This is a genomic window from Paenibacillus xylanilyticus, from assembly GCF_047246825.1.
GTDB lineage: Bacteria > Bacillota > Bacilli > Paenibacillales > Paenibacillaceae > Paenibacillus > Paenibacillus xylanilyticus_B.
The window spans coordinates 26,150-43,701 of the sequence record NZ_JBFOLB010000003.1 but is presented as its reverse complement, the minus strand read 5'-3'; the positions used below and the strand labels follow the sequence as shown (position 1 = coordinate 43,701).

Here is a 17,552-nt window from a genome sequence, read left to right as displayed (position 1 = left end):
CCAAAGGCAATGGCGACCTATCGCGAACGAGGCGAAGCCGTGAGCATCTCTCGCAGTAGAGCAGCCTACTAAGAGACCGGCAATAGGCCGGGATCTTAGAAGAAGTTGCGGGCACACGACAAACCTTCACATAGCAAGACCCGACCCCTCACCAAGCACCGTCTGTTTCGGGTGTCCAGAGGGCTGCGCCCTATGGGGCCCTCCCTTGGAAGGGAGGGTTTGGGTGGGATCGGAAGCCTTAAAAAGGTTGGTTGAGGTTGAATAAGGTTAGAATCACAACATTGAGAGGATGGATACACATTGGCGAGCGAGAACATTGTCATTAAAGGTGCGCGAGCGCACAATCTAAAGAACATTGATATCACCATCCCGCGTGACCGTTTTGTCGTACTGACCGGTCTGAGTGGCTCAGGCAAGTCCTCGCTGGCTTTTGACACGATTTATGCCGAAGGACAGCGGCGTTATGTGGAATCATTATCTGCTTACGCACGTCAGTTTCTCGGGCAAATGGAGAAACCGGATGTCGATTCAATCGAGGGTCTGTCACCGGCCATTTCCATAGACCAAAAAACAACAAGTCGCAACCCGCGTTCCACGGTAGGAACGGTTACGGAAATCTATGACTACCTGCGTCTGTTATTTGCACGTGTGGGACATCCTCATTGCCCGGATCATGGAGTGGAGATCACTTCCCAAACGGTAGAGCAGATGGTAGACCGCGTGATGCAGTATCCGGAACGTACCCGGTTGCAGATTCTCGCACCAATTATCTCCGGCCGCAAGGGCGAGCACAAAAGTGTGTTTGCGGATGTATCCAAGCAGGGCTTCGTCCGTGTGCGGGTAAACGGGGAATTGCGTGATTTGTCCGAAGATATTCAGCTGGAGAAAAATAAAAAGCATACCATTGAAGTGGTCGTCGACAGGATCGTAGTCAAGGAAGATGTACAGGCCCGTCTGGCCGATTCTATTGAAACGGCACTTAATCTGTCCGGAGGACAACTGCTGGTTGATATTATGGGTGAAGAAGAGCTGCGCTTCAGTTCCAATTTTGCCTGCCCGGTATGCGGGTTCAGTATTGAAGAGTTGGCACCACGGATGTTTTCCTTCAACAGTCCGTTTGGAGCCTGCCCGGATTGTGATGGACTGGGTGTAAAGATGATCGTAGACCCGGATCTGCTCGTTCCCGATCGCAGCAAAACGATTGAGGAAGGCGCATTTGATGCCTGGACAGGTGGTACGTCCACTTACTATCCGCAGTTCCTGAAATCGGTATGCGAACATTTCAACATTCCACAGGATGTACCAGTTGAGGATCTTCCAGCTGATCAGATGAACAAGCTGTTGATGGGTACAGGTTCGGAGAAAGTCCGTTTCCGGTATGAGAATGATTTTGGCCAACGTAAGGAAGCCATGGTTACCTTTGAAGGGATCGTTAACAACCTGGAACGCCGTTATCGTGAGACGGCATCCGAAGGGATTCGGGAGTTTATTGAAGGTTACATGAGTGCGAAGCCTTGTGGTACCTGCAAAGGACACCGATTGAAACGGGAAAGCTTGGCGGTTACCATCAACGATCACAACATGGCGTATGTGACCAGCCTGTCCATCGGGGAAGCAGGTCGCTTCTTCGAATCCCTGCAGCTTAGCGAGAAGGAACAAGCTATTGCCAAACTGATTCTGAAAGAAATCAACAGCCGCTTGGGCTTCCTGGTGAATGTCGGTCTCGATTACCTGACCCTGAGCCGGGCTGCCGGAACGCTGTCCGGTGGTGAAGCTCAGCGTATTCGTCTGGCTACGCAGATCGGTTCCAGCCTGATGGGCGTACTGTACATTCTCGACGAGCCGAGTATCGGTCTGCATCAACGGGATAATGATCGTCTGATCTCGACACTTGCTCACATGCGGGATATCGGTAACACCCTGATTGTCGTTGAGCATGATGAGGACACGATGCTGGCAGCCGACTATATTATCGACATTGGTCCAGGTGCGGGAATTCACGGTGGTACCATCATGTCACAGGGTACGCCGGAAGAGATTATGAATGACGAAAATTCGTTGACAGGCCAGTACCTGAGTGGACGCAAGTTTATCCCTGTAAGGACTGAACGCCGCAGCGTGGGAGACCGCTGGCTGGAAGTGCGCGGTGCCAAGGAAAATAACCTGAAGAACCTGAATGTAAAAATTCCGGTAGGTGTATTTACGGCGGTCACTGGTGTATCCGGCTCAGGTAAATCAACACTGATTAATGAAATTCTGTACAAAACACTCGCGCGCGATCTGAACCGTGCACGTGTGCGTCCTGGACAGCACAAAGAGATCCGGGGTCTGGAACATATCGATAAGGTCATCGATATTGACCAGTCGCCAATCGGCCGTACACCGCGTTCCAACCCGGCTACGTACACAGGTGTCTTTGATGATATCCGTGATCTGTTTGCCCAGACGAATGAAGCGAAAGTGCGTGGTTATAAAAAAGGCAGATTCAGCTTCAACATTAAAGGCGGACGCTGTGAGGCTTGCCGCGGGGATGGAATTATCAAGATAGAGATGCACTTCCTGCCCGATGTCTATGTCCCTTGTGAAGTCTGCAAAGGCAAACGGTACAACCGGGAAACGCTTGAAGTGAAATATAAAAACAAAAATATTGCCGATGTACTCGAAATGACCGTTGAGGATGCCACGCAATTCTTCGAGAACATTCCAAAAATTCATCGCAAATTACAGACACTGCTTGATGTAGGCCTTGGCTATATTAACTTGGGTCAACCTGCAACGACATTGTCGGGTGGTGAAGCGCAGCGTGTGAAGCTTGCTTCCGAGCTGTACCGCCGCAGTACAGGCAAAACCATCTACATTCTGGACGAGCCTACAACGGGTCTGCATGTCGATGATATTGACCGTCTGCTTAATGTACTTCACCGCCTGGTGGATTCGGGTGAATCGGTTCTGGTGATTGAGCATAACCTGGATGTCATCAAAACGGCCGATTATATCGTGGATCTGGGTCCTGAAGGTGGTAATGGCGGCGGAACGATCGTGGCGACAGGTACACCGGAGGATATTATTAAGGTGGAAGCCTCCTATACAGGCAAGTATTTGAAACCAGTATTGGAACGCGACACGGAACGGAGCAAGACGCTGCAATTGACAGAGTAGGCAGTGTGAATGTATCGAAACCATGATGTATATCCTGACAACCTGCTCTTGGCAGTTCAGGGTAGATCATATTTATATTCGATGACCCTTCTTTTTGTTGAAGGGCGAGGCATTGGTTTTCCGATGAATGCCCTGCTCTTCCGAAAAGAGGGGTCATTTAATTATGCCACCTTAGTGAGCATTATGGTGATGTTATTGAAAGTGTTTACATATCAGGTGGGACAAGCATTACAGGGATCTAAGTGTGAACTGGATTTTTTTCATTTTTCTGGATGATAGGGCTTGCATTACTAGCGAGGTACAGATAACATAGAGGAAGATATTAGGGTATACGTTAGCTGTTCAACTATGGTGAGGAGGTCTGTCTATCCATGCTGTTTGCGGAAGCTGCCACGGCGAGTACATCCAATTTTAATGCATTTGATATTTTTGTCCTCTTATTTACGATTATTATTTTTATTGGCGTGGTTCGCCTGCTTCGAGCACCGAAGAAAAATCTGTTTGCAATCGGGTTTGCAGTGGTTAGTTTGCTTGTCTTCCTTATGACGGATTATGCGATGATTAAGAACTGGTTCAGTTAGGGAGACCCTTCTAAGGCATTTGAAAATAGCAAAGGGAACAGACAAAACACTTTCCAGAGAAATAGCGGAAGGTGTTTTTTGTGTTGGTGGGCAACGTACGAAGCAAACATTGTACGAGTAAAAGTAGGACTGAAAACATTTGTACAGGAAGAATATGTATGTTAAATTGGAGGATACCGGTATAGCAGATGATAGAGAGAAGAAATCCATAGATTTGGATGGTAGGATGGTTGCATAACGGAGGATATATGGAGAGGGTTAGGTGAAAAGATGAGATCGTTGGGGAAAAAGTGCATGGCGATGTGCATGACTGCTGTACTCTCGTTTAGTGCTGTAGCTACGGCTGGTGCCGCAGAGTCGACAGCTGGCATGAAAGCAAAAGTAGTAGATGGACAAGTGTATGTTAGTGCTGCTGACTTGGTCAAGGCTATTGGTGGAAACGGCCAATATGATGCCAAGACCGGAACCTATCAGTACAAGGGCAATGAAGCTATTCCTAAAGTGATTGAGAAGGTGTCGCCATCCGTAGTTGGCATCATCGGCAAAGCGGACGAGGGACAAGAAGGAATCACAACGGACCGTTATAACCTGGCTCATGGCACAGGCGTCATTATACGCTCCAATGGCTGGATCGTGACCAACGCACATGTGGTGGAAGGATTAAGCAATGCCGTTGTCGTGACGACCGATGGCAATACATATAAAATTACAAAAACATACAGTGATCCTCTGAGCGACCTGGCTCTGATCAAAATTAATGCCAAATCGCTCAAACCAGCGACATTCGCCAAAGCTTCCCAGACCTCGGTCGGTGAGACGGTTGTCGCTATTGGAACGCCCATTTCCTTTTCTCTGCGAAATTCGGCAACGGTAGGTGTCATTAGTGGGCTGAACCGTGGGGTTGAAGCAACCTATCGTTTGATTCAGACAGACACAGCCATTAATCCGGGGAACAGCGGTGGGCCTCTGGTCAACCTGAAGGGTGAGGTCGTCGGCATTAATTCAATGAAATTTTCAGCGGTGGGTGTTGAGAATATGGGATTCTCGATTCCTGTGGATACCGTTCAATATATCATTAATCAGTTTTTTGAATACGGCAAAATAAAACGTGCAAGTCTCGGTTTGCAGCTGGAAGAGAGCTGGTCTGCGATTGTGGGTCTGCCTACAGAAGATCCATTAACGATCACGGGCGTACTGTCCAATGAAGCGAAGAAAGCCAAGATTAAGGAAGGGGACGTCTTATACAGCGTGGGGGGCACGCGTGTTTCTTCCGTAGTGGATATTAATGAACTGCTCAAGAAATATACCCCGGGGCAAAAGGTGAAGCTGTTGATGCAGACTGACGGTGATATCGTCACACGTACTTTGGTACTTGCGGATCGCGCGGATATTCAGGACGTGGAAGATGAGCCGTTTCCGGTAGAGGAAGAACAATAAAGCCCGGTGAGCGACCCGGAATCAGAGAGGACGATTGAACGGAATGAAGAAGTCATTTTTACGTGTGCTCAGCACAGGGGTGTTGACCGGGATGCTGACCATCGGTGCTGCAATGCCTGTATGGGCAGCTGAATATACAACGAGTGAACTCCGGATTCAAGCGGGAAGCTCAAGTGCCTACATTAACGGCAGCAAGCAGGCTATAGCCAAACCGTATAAGGTCAAGGGCGTGACGATGGTACCCGTGGGTGTGTTCAAAAAGGCGTTTGGCAGCGAAATTCGGCTGGAGAAAAATGATGTCGTCAAAATCAAGGAAGGTCCCCATACCGTTACTTTAACCATTGGCAGTTCCATTGGATGGGTGGACGGAGTCAAAAAAGAGATGGGAGCTGCTCCCAAAATGGTGAATGGTGTGCTGATGGTTCCACTTCGTCCGGTAGCTGCCGGCATCGGAGCAACAATTGCCCCAAGCAGTTCAGGGGAAGTGGTCATTCGGTTATTGCAGACCGATGATTCCGTGGATGAGGACGAGGACGGTATTAACCTCGATGCAGGCAAAACAAGAATCGGCAACAGCTATTACGGCTGGTCCATTAATTACCCGGCGGACTTGATGGTCTTACAGACGGGTGAGCAGGAACGCATGATGACTTTTGGCTCTGCGGACAGCAGCTATTATCTCGAAGTGTACGTCAGTGATCAGGATGTGGCGCTGGATTCGGATGACATGCTGCAGCAGTTGGTGCAGGAAGCAAAACAGTCGGGAGATACGGTGCTGGACCGGGAATCGGTTTCCAAAGGCAAGACACCTTATGCTCGAATTGTAGTAAAAGATGTGGATGGCATGTTATGGGAGATGCGTCAGTACATTAATGATGGGCGTCAATATGACGTTTACCTGGCGGATTATGATGCACTGAACTACAAGGATCTGAACAAACGTGCCGCGCTCCTCAACTCATTCCAGCCTACTTATGTTCAGTCGGATCGGACCATTAAGGATCTATCCACCGTAGATAATGGCATGCGTTCCGCATGGAATGACGACTACGGCATCGAACTGAATGTCCCAGCTGGCTGGTCCATGGATAATACACAGATGACTTATGAGTCCAAAGATGGTGCGTTTCTGCAATTGCGCGTGACCTCAGCGCCAACTGGGGCAACCGTAAAAGACTGGAGCGGCCAACTGGACAAATGGATGCGAGAAACGTTCACACCCGAAAGTTATGAACCGATTCGTTCGTATAACATAGATGTTTCTGGCGAAACGGCGGAAGTTAATGAGTTCCGTTATAACTTCGGTGATGGATGGCAGACGGAGTTCGATGTTCTTTTGCAGAAGAACGGTTATCGCTATTACGCGGAGTACACATTCCCTGAAGAGCAGACTCAGGATCGGGAATGGTTTGAGCGGATCATGAAGAGCGTTGTAATTGATTTTGATACGGTATCCGATAACTTCGGTCAGCTGGATGAAGATCCGTATTTAACAGATAAAACGAAAACCTTGACGCGTACGTCCAAACGGTACCAGTACAGCGTGGATATTCCGCGCTACTGGACGCCATATAATGACAGATTTGAGTATTCTCCGGTCGTTTATACGTTCACAGGTGGACAATTCTCCATCAACGTGACTGAAGAGCAATCAGTTGAAATGACGGTCAGTCAACTGAGAGAGGCCTATGAGGAAGCTGCGAAAACGCGGAAAAATTTCAAGCTGCTGAACAGTGGAGAGATGACCATTGCAGGCGTGCCTGCGTTCTCCTTTACGTATCATGAACTGGACAATGGAGTGCCGTATACCGGGCAGCAAATTGTTTTTGAACAGAATGGAACGACGTATACGATTACGACGGGGCTGAATGACGCCAATAAAACCGATGTTCAGACCGCAGCGCTGGAAAAAGCGGTGAATTCATTTACTTTTACGAAATAAAAGAGATTAATGCCGGAGGGTCAGAGACCTTCCGGTTTTTTCGTTGTAAGATGGAAATGAAAATGGTAAACGGTTTTTTCAGGAAAGCGTAGAAGAGTGAGTGCAGAAGTGGTACAATATATTAGTTCAGGAGTTATGACTGCTGATCTGATAAATAAAGATGACTGTAGGCTTGAGAATCAGGCAATACAGACATAATGTATAGATATAGCGATACAGTGACAATGAAGGCGTACGGAATTAAGGTACAGGCTCAGCGTATGAGGATACAGGGATGAAATCCGGCTACGGCCGGTTATGGGGAGGATCTACATGAAAACAGCAACATTACGAAGAGAAGACGTCGAGCTTCTGGCACCCGCAGGTGACTGGGATTGTATGCGTTCGGCGGTAGCCAATGGCGCGGATGCGATTTTCTTCGGCGTCGAAAAGTTTAATGCACGCGCACGCGCGAACAATTTCCGCATGGAAGAGCTGCCGGAGATTATGGCGTTTTTGCACAGTTATGGCGTAAAAGGGTTTTTGACCTTTAATATATTGATTTTTGAAAATGAATTGACGGATGCCAAGGAACTGATTGACGCATGTGTCGATGCAGGCGTGGACGCCGTGATTGTACAGGATTTGGGCCTGGTTAAACTGATTCGCGAGATCTCACCGGATTTCCCGATTCACGGTTCCACTCAAATGACGATTACATCGCCGGAAGCGGTCGAGTTTACGAAGCCGTTTGACATGGAGCGTGTCGTTCTTGGACGGGAGAACAATCTGAAGCAGATTCAGAAGATTGGGGAACAGGCGAAGCTTCCCATGGAAGTTTTCGTGCATGGTGCGCTGTGCGTGTCGTATTCGGGACAATGTCTGACCTCCGAGATGTGGGGCGGACGTTCTGCCAACCGCGGTGAATGTGCACAGGCTTGCCGTTTGCCGTACGACCTGATGATCGACGGAGAGCATAAGCCGATGGGTGATGTGGCATATCTGCTGTCTCCGAAGGATCTGGCGGCAATTGACCTGATGCCGGAACTGATCGAAGCAGGCGTAACTTCCTTCAAAATCGAAGGACGTCTCAAAACGCCTGAATACGTGGCGAACGTGGTCAGCAAATATCGCAAAGCAATTGACCGTTACTTCGACGGTGACAATACGCCACCAAGCAAGGAAGAAATCCGTGAGCTGCAGCAAAGCTTCTCTCGTGGATTCACGCACGGTTTCCTGGATGGGACAAACAACAAGCAGCTGGTTGACGGCACGTTCCCGAAAAGCCGTGGTGTCTACCTTGGTCGCGTGGATCAAGTCCTGCGTGATGGTGTGGTTCTTAAACTGGATGCCCCCGTTAAACGTGGAGACGGCATTGTATTCGACGCCGGAGACCCAACGCAGAAGGAAGAAGGCGGACGCGTATACGATGTACGTCGCAAAGGCGTGAAAATCGAAGGCGAAGCTGGTGAAGGCTGGATCGTGGACATCGTTCCAGGCCGCAGTGACGTGGACCTGCGCCGCGTGAAGGTTGGCGATAAAGTATGGAAAACGAATGACCCTGCGCTGGACAAACGTCTGCGTCAGAGCTTCGAGACCGAGAAACCGTACCGCGTATTCCCGGTAAAGGTAAAAGTGATCGGCAGCCCGGGGCAGCCGCTTAGCACTTGGTGGACAGACGTGCAGAAAGGCACGACCGTCCGGATCGATTCCGAGATGGAACTGGATATTGCCCAGAAGCGTCCGATGACTTATGAATTGCTCGAGGAGCAATTCGGACGTCTGGGCGGAACGGTGTTCCAGCTGGAGGAACTGGACGTCAACCTGCACGGTGACGTCATCATCCCGATGCGCGAGCTGAATAACATTCGCCGTCAGGCGGTGGAACAGCTCGCGGGCGAGCGCCCTAAACCGCCCGTCTACGTGAAACGGGCGGTAGAGGTTTACGGCGATGCGGTTAAACCGGCATCGCCAGTGGCTCGCGGTCAAGCGGAGCTGACCGCGCTCTGCCGCAGCCTGCCTCAAGTAGAGGCAGCGCTGGAAGCGGGTGTCGGCATGATCTATGCCGACTTCGAGTTTATCAAGCAGTTCCCGGCAGCCGTGGAAGCTGTGCATGCCGCTGGCCGCAAGATTGCGCTGGCAACGCCGCGTATTCACATGCCTGGCGAGAACGGATACCACAACAACATCCTGCGTCTGAAGCCGGACGCGGTACTGGTACGTAATACAGGTGCACTGTACTTCTACCTGCGCCACCGGATGGAGAACCCGGATGCGAAGCACCCGGAACTGATCGGTGACTTCTCATTGAACATCGCCAATCACAAAGCGGTGGAACTGTTCCTGGAAGCAGGATGTGACTGGATCACACCATCCTATGACCTGAACATTCAACAAATGGTTGATCTGCTGGGTAATTCCCGTACAAGTCAGACTGAAGTGGTTATTCATCAGCATCTGCCGATGTTCCATACGGAGCACTGCGTGTACTGTACGTTTATGAGTGAAGGAACGGACTATACAAACTGTGGACGTCCTTGTGAGGAACAGCGTGCATCCCTGCAGGACCGGATTGGCATGTCCCACCCGGTACGTGTGGATGAAGGCTGCCGCAATACCGTTTATAACGCAGTGGAACAGTCGGGTGCCGAGTATCTGACCAACTTCATGGACCTGGGTGTATCCCGTTACCGTGTGGAATTCCTGGAAGAGACGCCGGAGCAGGTTATGGAAGTTATTGACCTGTACAACCGTGCACTTCGCGGCGAGATCAGCGGTACACAAGTTTGGAAAACATTGAAAGCAACCAACCAACTGGGCGTTACGCGTGGTCAATTGGTGAAATAGACGAATCGTAGGCTATAACAACAGGTTTCAAGCATGAAGCAACCCCAAACTCTGCGTTACGGAGCTCTTGGGGTTTTTTCTGTAAAAGGGACAGGTGGATTGAGAGTTACTCTTAACCAGTCAGAACGCATAAGGAGGCGAAACACGTGGCGCCATTCACCATGATGGATATCAAATTGCTGTGCGGGGTCACGGCATTCAAACGAGGGGAAGCCTATAACCAATCCGGCAGGGTGACCAATCTGGTTGTCAGTGATGATCAGCGTCATTATGAAGCACTGGTGCGTGGTACGGAGCGATATCGGGTGAAGGTGGATTTGGACGAAAAAGGGGAGATTGCGGCGGAATGCAGTTGTCCAGGCGACGGCCGATATTATGACTATTGCAAACATGTCGCTGCAGTTCTGCTGGCGATTCACGAATGGGGGGAGCAGCAGGAGCTTAACGCTGCGGGTAGAACTCAGGCATCATCCAAACCTTCCTCAGGAAATTCTCCTAGCTCTGGTATAGGCTCCAACTCCAGAGTAGGTACGCTGGTGGAAGAGAAAGATTGGGAGCGTCCTAACTCTTCTTCAGTCTTAGACTCGGCTAGGAATGACAGCCCGGAGAGGCACGAAATATCAAATTCAAAACCGTATACGGAGTCTAACACGAGTACGTCTTCGCACGCTTATGCACAAAAGGATGTATCCTTGGCTTCCGAGTTTAATCCCCGTGCTGATGCGGATCAGCAACCGATTCCCCATTTTGCTCAGGCAGGTCGCCCAAGTTCGGCCCCTGGCTGGGGACGCTCGGCAGACAAACCTTCATATCGTACAGCTGACCAGATTCTGTCCATGTTTGCCAAGGAACGCAGCCCTCTGCATGCGAGTGAGCGTAAATATACTGCGCCTATAACCCGCTCCTCGCTGCGGGAAGAGCTGCAGGTTCAGTTTATATGCAAGCTTGTACAGGTTCATAAAGGGGGAGCCAAGCTCGCGCTGGAACTTAAGGTCGGAAGCAAGCGGCTATACGTGGTGCAAAAGGTGAAGCAATTTCTGAACTGCGTCGAGAAGGGCGAGCCGATGTCATTTACCAAGTTATTTTTCTATGACCCTTCGATGCATTATTTCAGCCCTCAGGATCAGGCGATTCTGTCCATGCTGATTCGAATGAGACAGAGTGAGGAAGCGTATCGTGAATCGATCTCCGGTTATTTGGGCGCTTCGGATGGCCGGGATATATTGATTGCTCCGCTAGTGTGGAAACCGCTGCTGGAATTGCTGCTTCATGCCGATAGCCGGATGGAAGGTACGGGACTCGCAAACGGACCGCTCACGTTGGGAGAGGGTGCGCTGCCTCTGTTTTACCGGATTGCTCAGGGGGCGAACGAAGGATACCAGCTCGAGATCTCTGGTTTACGTGAGCTGATTCTTCTACCTGCCTATGATGCTGCCGTGGTGGAAGGGCAACTGCACATGTTGGAGCCGACGCAGATGCGAAGTCTGGAGGATTTGAGCAGAGCGCTCACCTCGTATGGGATCAAGGAAAGCATCGATATTTCGTCTCAGCAAGTCGATGAGTTTGTACAGCATGTGGTACCGGAACTGCGTACGCTTGGACATCTATCGATCGACGCCCAGGTGAGAGAGCGAATTGCAGAGCCGGAGCTCGCGCCGAAGCTCTATATTGATTTTTACCGGGAACGAATCACTGCGCGTCTGGAGTTTGATTATGGTGTGATGGTCATTAACCCGCTGGCTGAGTATTTGATCGATGAGGAAGAGAAAAAGGTTATTTTGGTGCGTGACCGCCATGCTGAGCGGAATCTGATTGACCGACTCGATCGATCCTTTCTGGAACGTGAAGGCAGCGTGTGGGCAAGTGAACGTGAAGACGCGATCTATGATGTGATGTATCATTTGGTGCCTGAATTGGAGCATCAGGTGGACATCTATGTGCCAAATGCGGTGAAGGCCATGATGCAGTCCTATCCGACACCTCCCAAAGTTCGGGCAGATCTGGGGAAAGGATTGGACTGGCTGGAAATTTCGTTTGAAATCGAAGGCGTGAACGAGCAGGAACTTCAGGAAATCATGCGCAGCATTGTGGAAAAGAAACCTTATTTCCGCTTGCGCAGCGGTGTCTTTCTTTCTCTTGAAAATGAAGGAGCAGACAGCTTCGCCCACATGGCGGATTCGCTGGGACTGGGAGCGGGCGATATCAAAGGCAGCCATATTCGTCTGCCTGCTGTACGAGCGTTGCAGCTTCCGGGCAGGGATGAGGTTTCCGGACATGTGAAATGGGGAGGTTCTCTCAAGCGTTTCCTGGACGATCTTCGTGATCCTGAGCGGATGGATTTTGCGCTGCCGAATGCGCTGGCTCCCGTGTTACGGGATTATCAGGCCAGTGGATATCAGTGGCTGCGTACACTCGCCTTTTATCGTTTTGGCGGGATCCTGGCCGATGATATGGGGCTCGGCAAAACGTTGCAAAGCATCGCCTATATTACGGCAGAGCTGAAAGAAAAGCCAGTTTTAAACGGAGATGTTGGGGGACCAGATCGTTATGGGAAGAACGGTATATTGGGAGAGGGCGCTTCAGAGGCTGCTCATTCAGGGATTGATCCTGTAACTGGATTGCCATGGAATGAGACGTCTGTGGTGGGGTTAGGTGGCAATTATGATGCATCGGGAACATCGCAGGGTGGATTAACCATCCGAAGCCAGGCAGCCCATCCTCCCGTGCTTGTGGTTGCGCCCGCATCGTTGACCTATAACTGGGCCAATGAGTTTGCGCGTTTTGCCCCGCATTTGCGTGTCCTGATCGCCGCGGGGCAAAAGGAAGAGCGCGCCAATATGTTGGCAGACATGGATCAGGCGGATGTAATTGTTACATCCTATCCGCTGCTGCGTCGGGATCTGGACACCTATCTGGGCAGATCGTTCCATACGCTTATTCTGGACGAGGCTCAGGCGATCAAGAACGCCTCCTCCCAGACAGCTCAGGCGGTTAAGCAGATCCAAGCACCTCGCCGCTTCGCCCTTACAGGAACGCCTGTGGAGAACTCGCTGGATGAGCTGTGGTCCATCTTTGAAGCGATATTCCCTGGACTGTTTCCAAGCTATCGCAGATTCCGGGATATGCCTCCTGAACGCATTGCCCGGATGGTCCGTCCGTTCATTCTCCGCCGCCTGAAAAAGGACGTGCTGGAAGAACTGCCGGATCGTATTGAGACGGTACAGCGCTCCGAGCTGACGGTTGAGCAGAAGAAGCTGTATGCTGCCTACCTTTCTCAGCTTCAGGATGAGACATCTAAGGATATGGAAGAGAACGGTTTCCAGAAGAATCGGATCAAAATACTGGCAGGCATCACGCGTTTGCGTCAGTTGTGCTGTCATCCGGCCCTCTTTGTAGAAGGCTATCAGGGAGACTCGGGCAAGATGGAGCAGTTGCTGGAGACGGTCCAGGACTGTCTCGCTGCAGGCAAACGAATTCTGATCTTCTCCCAATTTGCAAGTATGCTGAACCTGATTCGGCAGACGCTGGCCGCGCAGGGAAGGAATCTATTTTATCTGGATGGCCAGACACCATCACAGAGTCGTGTAGACATGTGTCGCAGATTCAATGAGGGGGAAGGTGAATTGTTCCTTATCTCAATGAAAGCTGGCGGAACCGGACTCAACTTAACGGGTGCAGACACCGTTATTTTATATGATCTGTGGTGGAATCCCGCAGTGGAGGAACAGGCCATCGGACGAGCCCATCGCATGGGGCAGAAGCAAGTCGTGCAGGTCATCCGACTGATTACGGAAGGCACGATTGAAGAGAAGATTCTGGAACTCCAGCAGCGGAAGAAGGATCTGATTGCCGAAGTGATCGAACCAGGAGATGGGGGATCAACGACCTTATCCGAGCAGGATATTCGGGAGCTGTTGATGGTATAATGGAGTCCAATCTATTGGCGCTTCTAATCATTAAATATATTAAAATATGATTCTAGCAAAGGAGTGAGTTTAGCTGCGTATCCGCAAAGCAATCATTCCGGCTGCCGGGCTGGGTACCCGGTTTCTGCCTGCAACCAAGGCCATGCCGAAGGAAATGCTGCCCATCGTCGACAAGCCGACAATTCAGTACATTATCGAAGAAGCAGTAGCTTCGGGTATTGAAGATATCATTATCGTTACAGGTAAAGGGAAGCGAGCCATCGAGGACCACTTCGACTATTCATTCGAGTTGGAACAGAACCTGGCGGGTAAACAGAAGTGGGACTTGCTGAATGAGGTCCGTAAACCCTCTGAGATGGCAGATATTCACTATATCCGGCAAAAAGAACCCAAGGGGCTCGGCCACGCCATCTGGTGTGCCCGCAAGTTTATCGGTAACGAGCCGTTTGCTGTCCTTCTCGGGGATGACATTGTGGAATCGGAAGATCCTTGTCTGGGGCAGATGATCGAAGTCTATGACGAGCTGCAATCCCCGATCGTTGGGGTACAACCGGTCGATTGGAGCGAAGTATCTCGTTACGGAATTGTGGACGGAGAGCTAGTTTCTCCAACGGATGATCGTGTATTTCGTGCAAGTCGTTTAATCGAGAAACCAAAGACGGAAGACGCGCCTTCGAATCTTGCCATCATGGGACGTTATATTCTTACTCCAGATATTTTTGATATTTTAGGTCAGCAGTCTGCCGGTGTCGGAGGAGAGATTCAGTTAACGGATGCCTTATCCCGTCTGAACGACCAGCGGCAGATTCTTGCCTATCATTTTGACGGCCTGCGCCATGACGTGGGGGAGAAGCTAGGCTTTATTGAAACAACGATTCATTATGCGCTTCAGCGCCCGGATCTTAGGGATGATCTGCTAGACTATTTAAAGAAGATCGTGGCGTCGAACTAGTGAATTTTCTATGGAATAGATGAAAAAAAAGGTTTGCCCTATCTAGGGCAAACCTTTTTTTTTGATGTGAAAATAATATTAATAGAGTCGTTAGAAAATTCTTTTAATTAGAAGTTCAGTTCAGCAATCTGTTTAATCTCGTCTGCTTCGTTCGGTGCGACAGCAATCAACTTATCATATACTGCTTGATCCTGTTGTCCGTCCTTAGTCAGAGCAGCAAGGTACCAACGGACAATTTCACGGTTGGTATCATCGGACAGATCCTCTGCAATTCCATTCTTAAGAATCGTTGCAGCTCCAGCGGAATCATTTAGCATGTATTTCATTTTCCCTGCGTTCAGGATCATTGTTGGAGTGAGCTCGAATGGGTTTCCTTGAAGCTGCCCTTCAGGGAGAGTCTTTAGATGTTCTACTCCATCCACAACGTGTTGGTAAGCATCCAGGCCTGATGTGAAGTAGGATTCTTTCTTAGCTGTATCGCCTTGTCCGAGTGCCAGATATCCAAGATCGAACGAACGGCTGATCAGCGTCTCGTACCAATCCATATCCCAGATGTAGTTGTTGGCATATTCTTTTTGGAGAGCATAGGCTTGGTCACTATCACCTTTGAGTTCATAGAGCTGGATCAACTGCTTAACCATACTTTTGTTGTACGGCTCTGATTGTAGTCCTTTTCGCAGCAGTTCTACGCCAGCTAAATAGAACTGATCATCTTTCGTCTGTTCGAAACCTTGCTGATAGAGAGCAGAGAGCGTCAAGAGAGAATCAGAGTGTGTACTACGTATGGCTAGGTCTTTATCCAAAGCTGCCTTAATCTCTTCAAAAGATTGGCTGGTTTGTGCAACCTCCTTGGCTGCATTCGCATATTGATTCGCTTGCAAAAAGCGCACGGATACAATCAACAGTACGATGATCGATATCCCGGCAATGACAGCATAAATACCTCGGGCGGCAGATGGGCTTACTTTCAAACGTTGTACGGACCGTGGTTCGATTGCTGCCGCCATTCCCCCAAACCCGATAAACACTAGCATGCCGATGAAGACGTAACTCATGTTGAAATCGAGAAGACTCAGTACCAGAATGGTCATGGACAAAATGAAGAATACAAAATGCGACTCTCTTTCGCTTTCATCTCTTCGGAAGTAGCTGCGAACGAATTGATAGAAAATATACAGAATAAATGCCATAAAAATGATAAATCCGATGATTCCGACTTCTACGAGATACTGTATGAAGAAGTTATGTGCCTGTGCACTTACATAAGGATTGTTTTGATATTTTTCGTACAGTGCAGTCCAAGCGCCACCGCCAGCACCAATCAATGGATAATCCGCGATAACCTTAGCAGCATCTTTGTAAAAGGTGAGCCTTTCCAGAACACTATGCTGCTGGAAGTTAATGTTTTCTAGACGCGTACTGATGCTGTCAGGCAAAATATTGCGAACGCTGGTACCTAGTAGCAGTACTGCTGCAATAATGGCGAGTAGTGATGAGCCAAGCGGGATCCATAGGCTTGAGCCTTTGCGATTTCCCCAGGATTGGAGCTTTGCTTCCAACTTGGGAGCGATCCAGTGTTGAAGAGCCCAGATAATGACTGTGACAACGATGGAAGCGGCAATCAAGTAGATCCAGCCTTTGGATGCAAGTCCAGCAGTGAATTGTTGCTGTAATTCGAGTCCAGCGTTATTGACAGGATTCAGGATGACAATTGTACCTATTCCTGATATGGCAAGATAAATGAACCATAAAATCTGTTTTGCTGGTTTAAGCAGCAACAGGATGATCACGAACACGATTGGCATCATCACAAGGCCTGTGCGTGATAGTGTCAGCAACAGGGACAGTAAGATAGGCACAAGCATGAATCCATGCACCAACTGCATGTACACCTTTTTGGCGCGGATTAGGCTAAAGATGCTAATGAACAGAAATGCCATCAAGAACGCTGCGTATGTATTCGGGTACTGGAATACGGAAGCAAGCCGCGGTCCGTTGGCATCATTCCAGATCGCTTGGTTATATACCCCGTTAACTACACCTGAAGAGAACCAGCCGACCAGTTTGCCGGCGAAGTTGAATGCACCAAACCAATTCAATAGACCATATCCGACAATTACATATGCAATTCCTATTAAGGAAGATTGTATGATATGATTGGTTTGTTTGTTCTGAAGCAAGTACATCGTCATGACAAACAACATGGCGTAGATGCACTGTATCAGAATCATGTTGACTGCCAAGTAATTCGAAGCTGCACTGATCAGTGACAGGATGTAGGTAAGTGGCAGCAGGAGGACGGCTAATTTTAGCCAATCTCGTTGGGAATCTAGCGTGATATTTTTGTAGTAAGTTACAGCCCAAACGATGAACAGGAGGGTTGTAATTACGATTGCCCAATAAATGGGACCTTCGAATTGAAGCAACTGTCCATTAAATAACGCAACTTGAAACGAGGACCAGAGTAAAAATAAGATGAGTCCTATGGTGAGAGTCCATAGAAGCGGTGAAGTCGAACTGATACCAGCCTTGCTCGACGTCTTCTTTTGTTTCCCGTATACTGGATTCGACAAGGTAATGAGTCTCCTTTTCTTGTAGATACGACAATATTTTAGCACAAACTGCGATTTATGTCTTAAACGGTGTAGGGGAAGTGAAGTAAAAGAACCGTAAAATTGATTTAACAATGTCACAGACAACGATAATGTTTTTAGTCTTAGCTTCTATAA

9 protein-coding genes are annotated in these 17,552 nt (G+C 49.3%); 8 read left to right on the top strand and 1 reads right to left on the bottom strand.

Going from position 1 to position 17,552, the window contains the following annotated elements; translation table 11 throughout:
• Window positions 1-300 precede the first annotated feature (300 nt).
• The 8 genes from uvrA to galU all read left to right on the top strand — a co-directional run bounded on the left by uvrA (window position 301) and on the right by galU (window position 14,823).
• Window positions 301-3,159, top strand: a complete 2,859-nt coding sequence (gene uvrA, locus AB3N00_RS19650; protein ID WP_413036111.1) for an excinuclease ABC subunit UvrA — start codon at window positions 301-303, stop codon at window positions 3,157-3,159.
• Between the two features lie 81 nt (window positions 3,160-3,240).
• Complete coding sequence (locus AB3N00_RS19645) at window positions 3,241-3,435, top strand: hypothetical protein (protein ID WP_413036110.1); 195 nt, start codon at window positions 3,241-3,243, stop codon at window positions 3,433-3,435.
• A gap of 95 nt (window positions 3,436-3,530) precedes the next feature.
• Window positions 3,531-3,740, top strand: a complete 210-nt coding sequence (locus AB3N00_RS19640; RefSeq protein ID WP_175394729.1) for a DUF2759 family protein — start codon at window positions 3,531-3,533, stop codon at window positions 3,738-3,740.
• A gap of 270 nt (window positions 3,741-4,010) precedes the next feature.
• Window positions 4,011-5,177, top strand: a complete 1,167-nt coding sequence (locus AB3N00_RS19635) for a S1C family serine protease (RefSeq protein ID WP_413036109.1) — start codon at window positions 4,011-4,013, stop codon at window positions 5,175-5,177.
• Window positions 5,178-5,220: 43 nt separating this feature from the next.
• A complete protein-coding gene (locus AB3N00_RS19630) occupies window positions 5,221-7,119 on the top strand; it encodes a stalk domain-containing protein (protein WP_413036108.1) in 1,899 nt (632 codons plus the stop codon).
• Between the two features lie 312 nt (window positions 7,120-7,431).
• Entirely contained in the window at window positions 7,432-9,945 is a 2,514-nt protein-coding gene (locus tag AB3N00_RS19625) for a U32 family peptidase (RefSeq protein ID WP_341176251.1), read from the top strand.
• A 146-nt stretch (window positions 9,946-10,091) separates the two neighbouring features.
• Window positions 10,092-13,871, top strand: coding sequence for an SNF2 helicase associated domain-containing protein (locus AB3N00_RS19620; protein ID WP_413036107.1), 3,780 nt, complete (start codon window positions 10,092-10,094; stop codon window positions 13,869-13,871).
• Window positions 13,872-13,944: 73 nt separating this feature from the next.
• Window positions 13,945-14,823, top strand: a complete 879-nt coding sequence (galU, locus tag AB3N00_RS19615; RefSeq protein WP_413036588.1) for a UTP--glucose-1-phosphate uridylyltransferase GalU — start codon at window positions 13,945-13,947, stop codon at window positions 14,821-14,823.
• 107 nt (window positions 14,824-14,930) lie between these two features.
• Here the strand turns inward: galU and AB3N00_RS19610 are convergent, their stop codons facing one another.
• Window positions 14,931-17,396 carry an O-antigen ligase family protein gene (locus AB3N00_RS19610; protein ID WP_413036106.1) on the bottom strand — a complete coding sequence of 822 codons (2,466 nt, stop codon included), beginning with the start codon at window positions 17,394-17,396 and terminating at the stop codon, window positions 14,931-14,933.
• Window positions 17,397-17,552 lie beyond the last annotated feature (156 nt).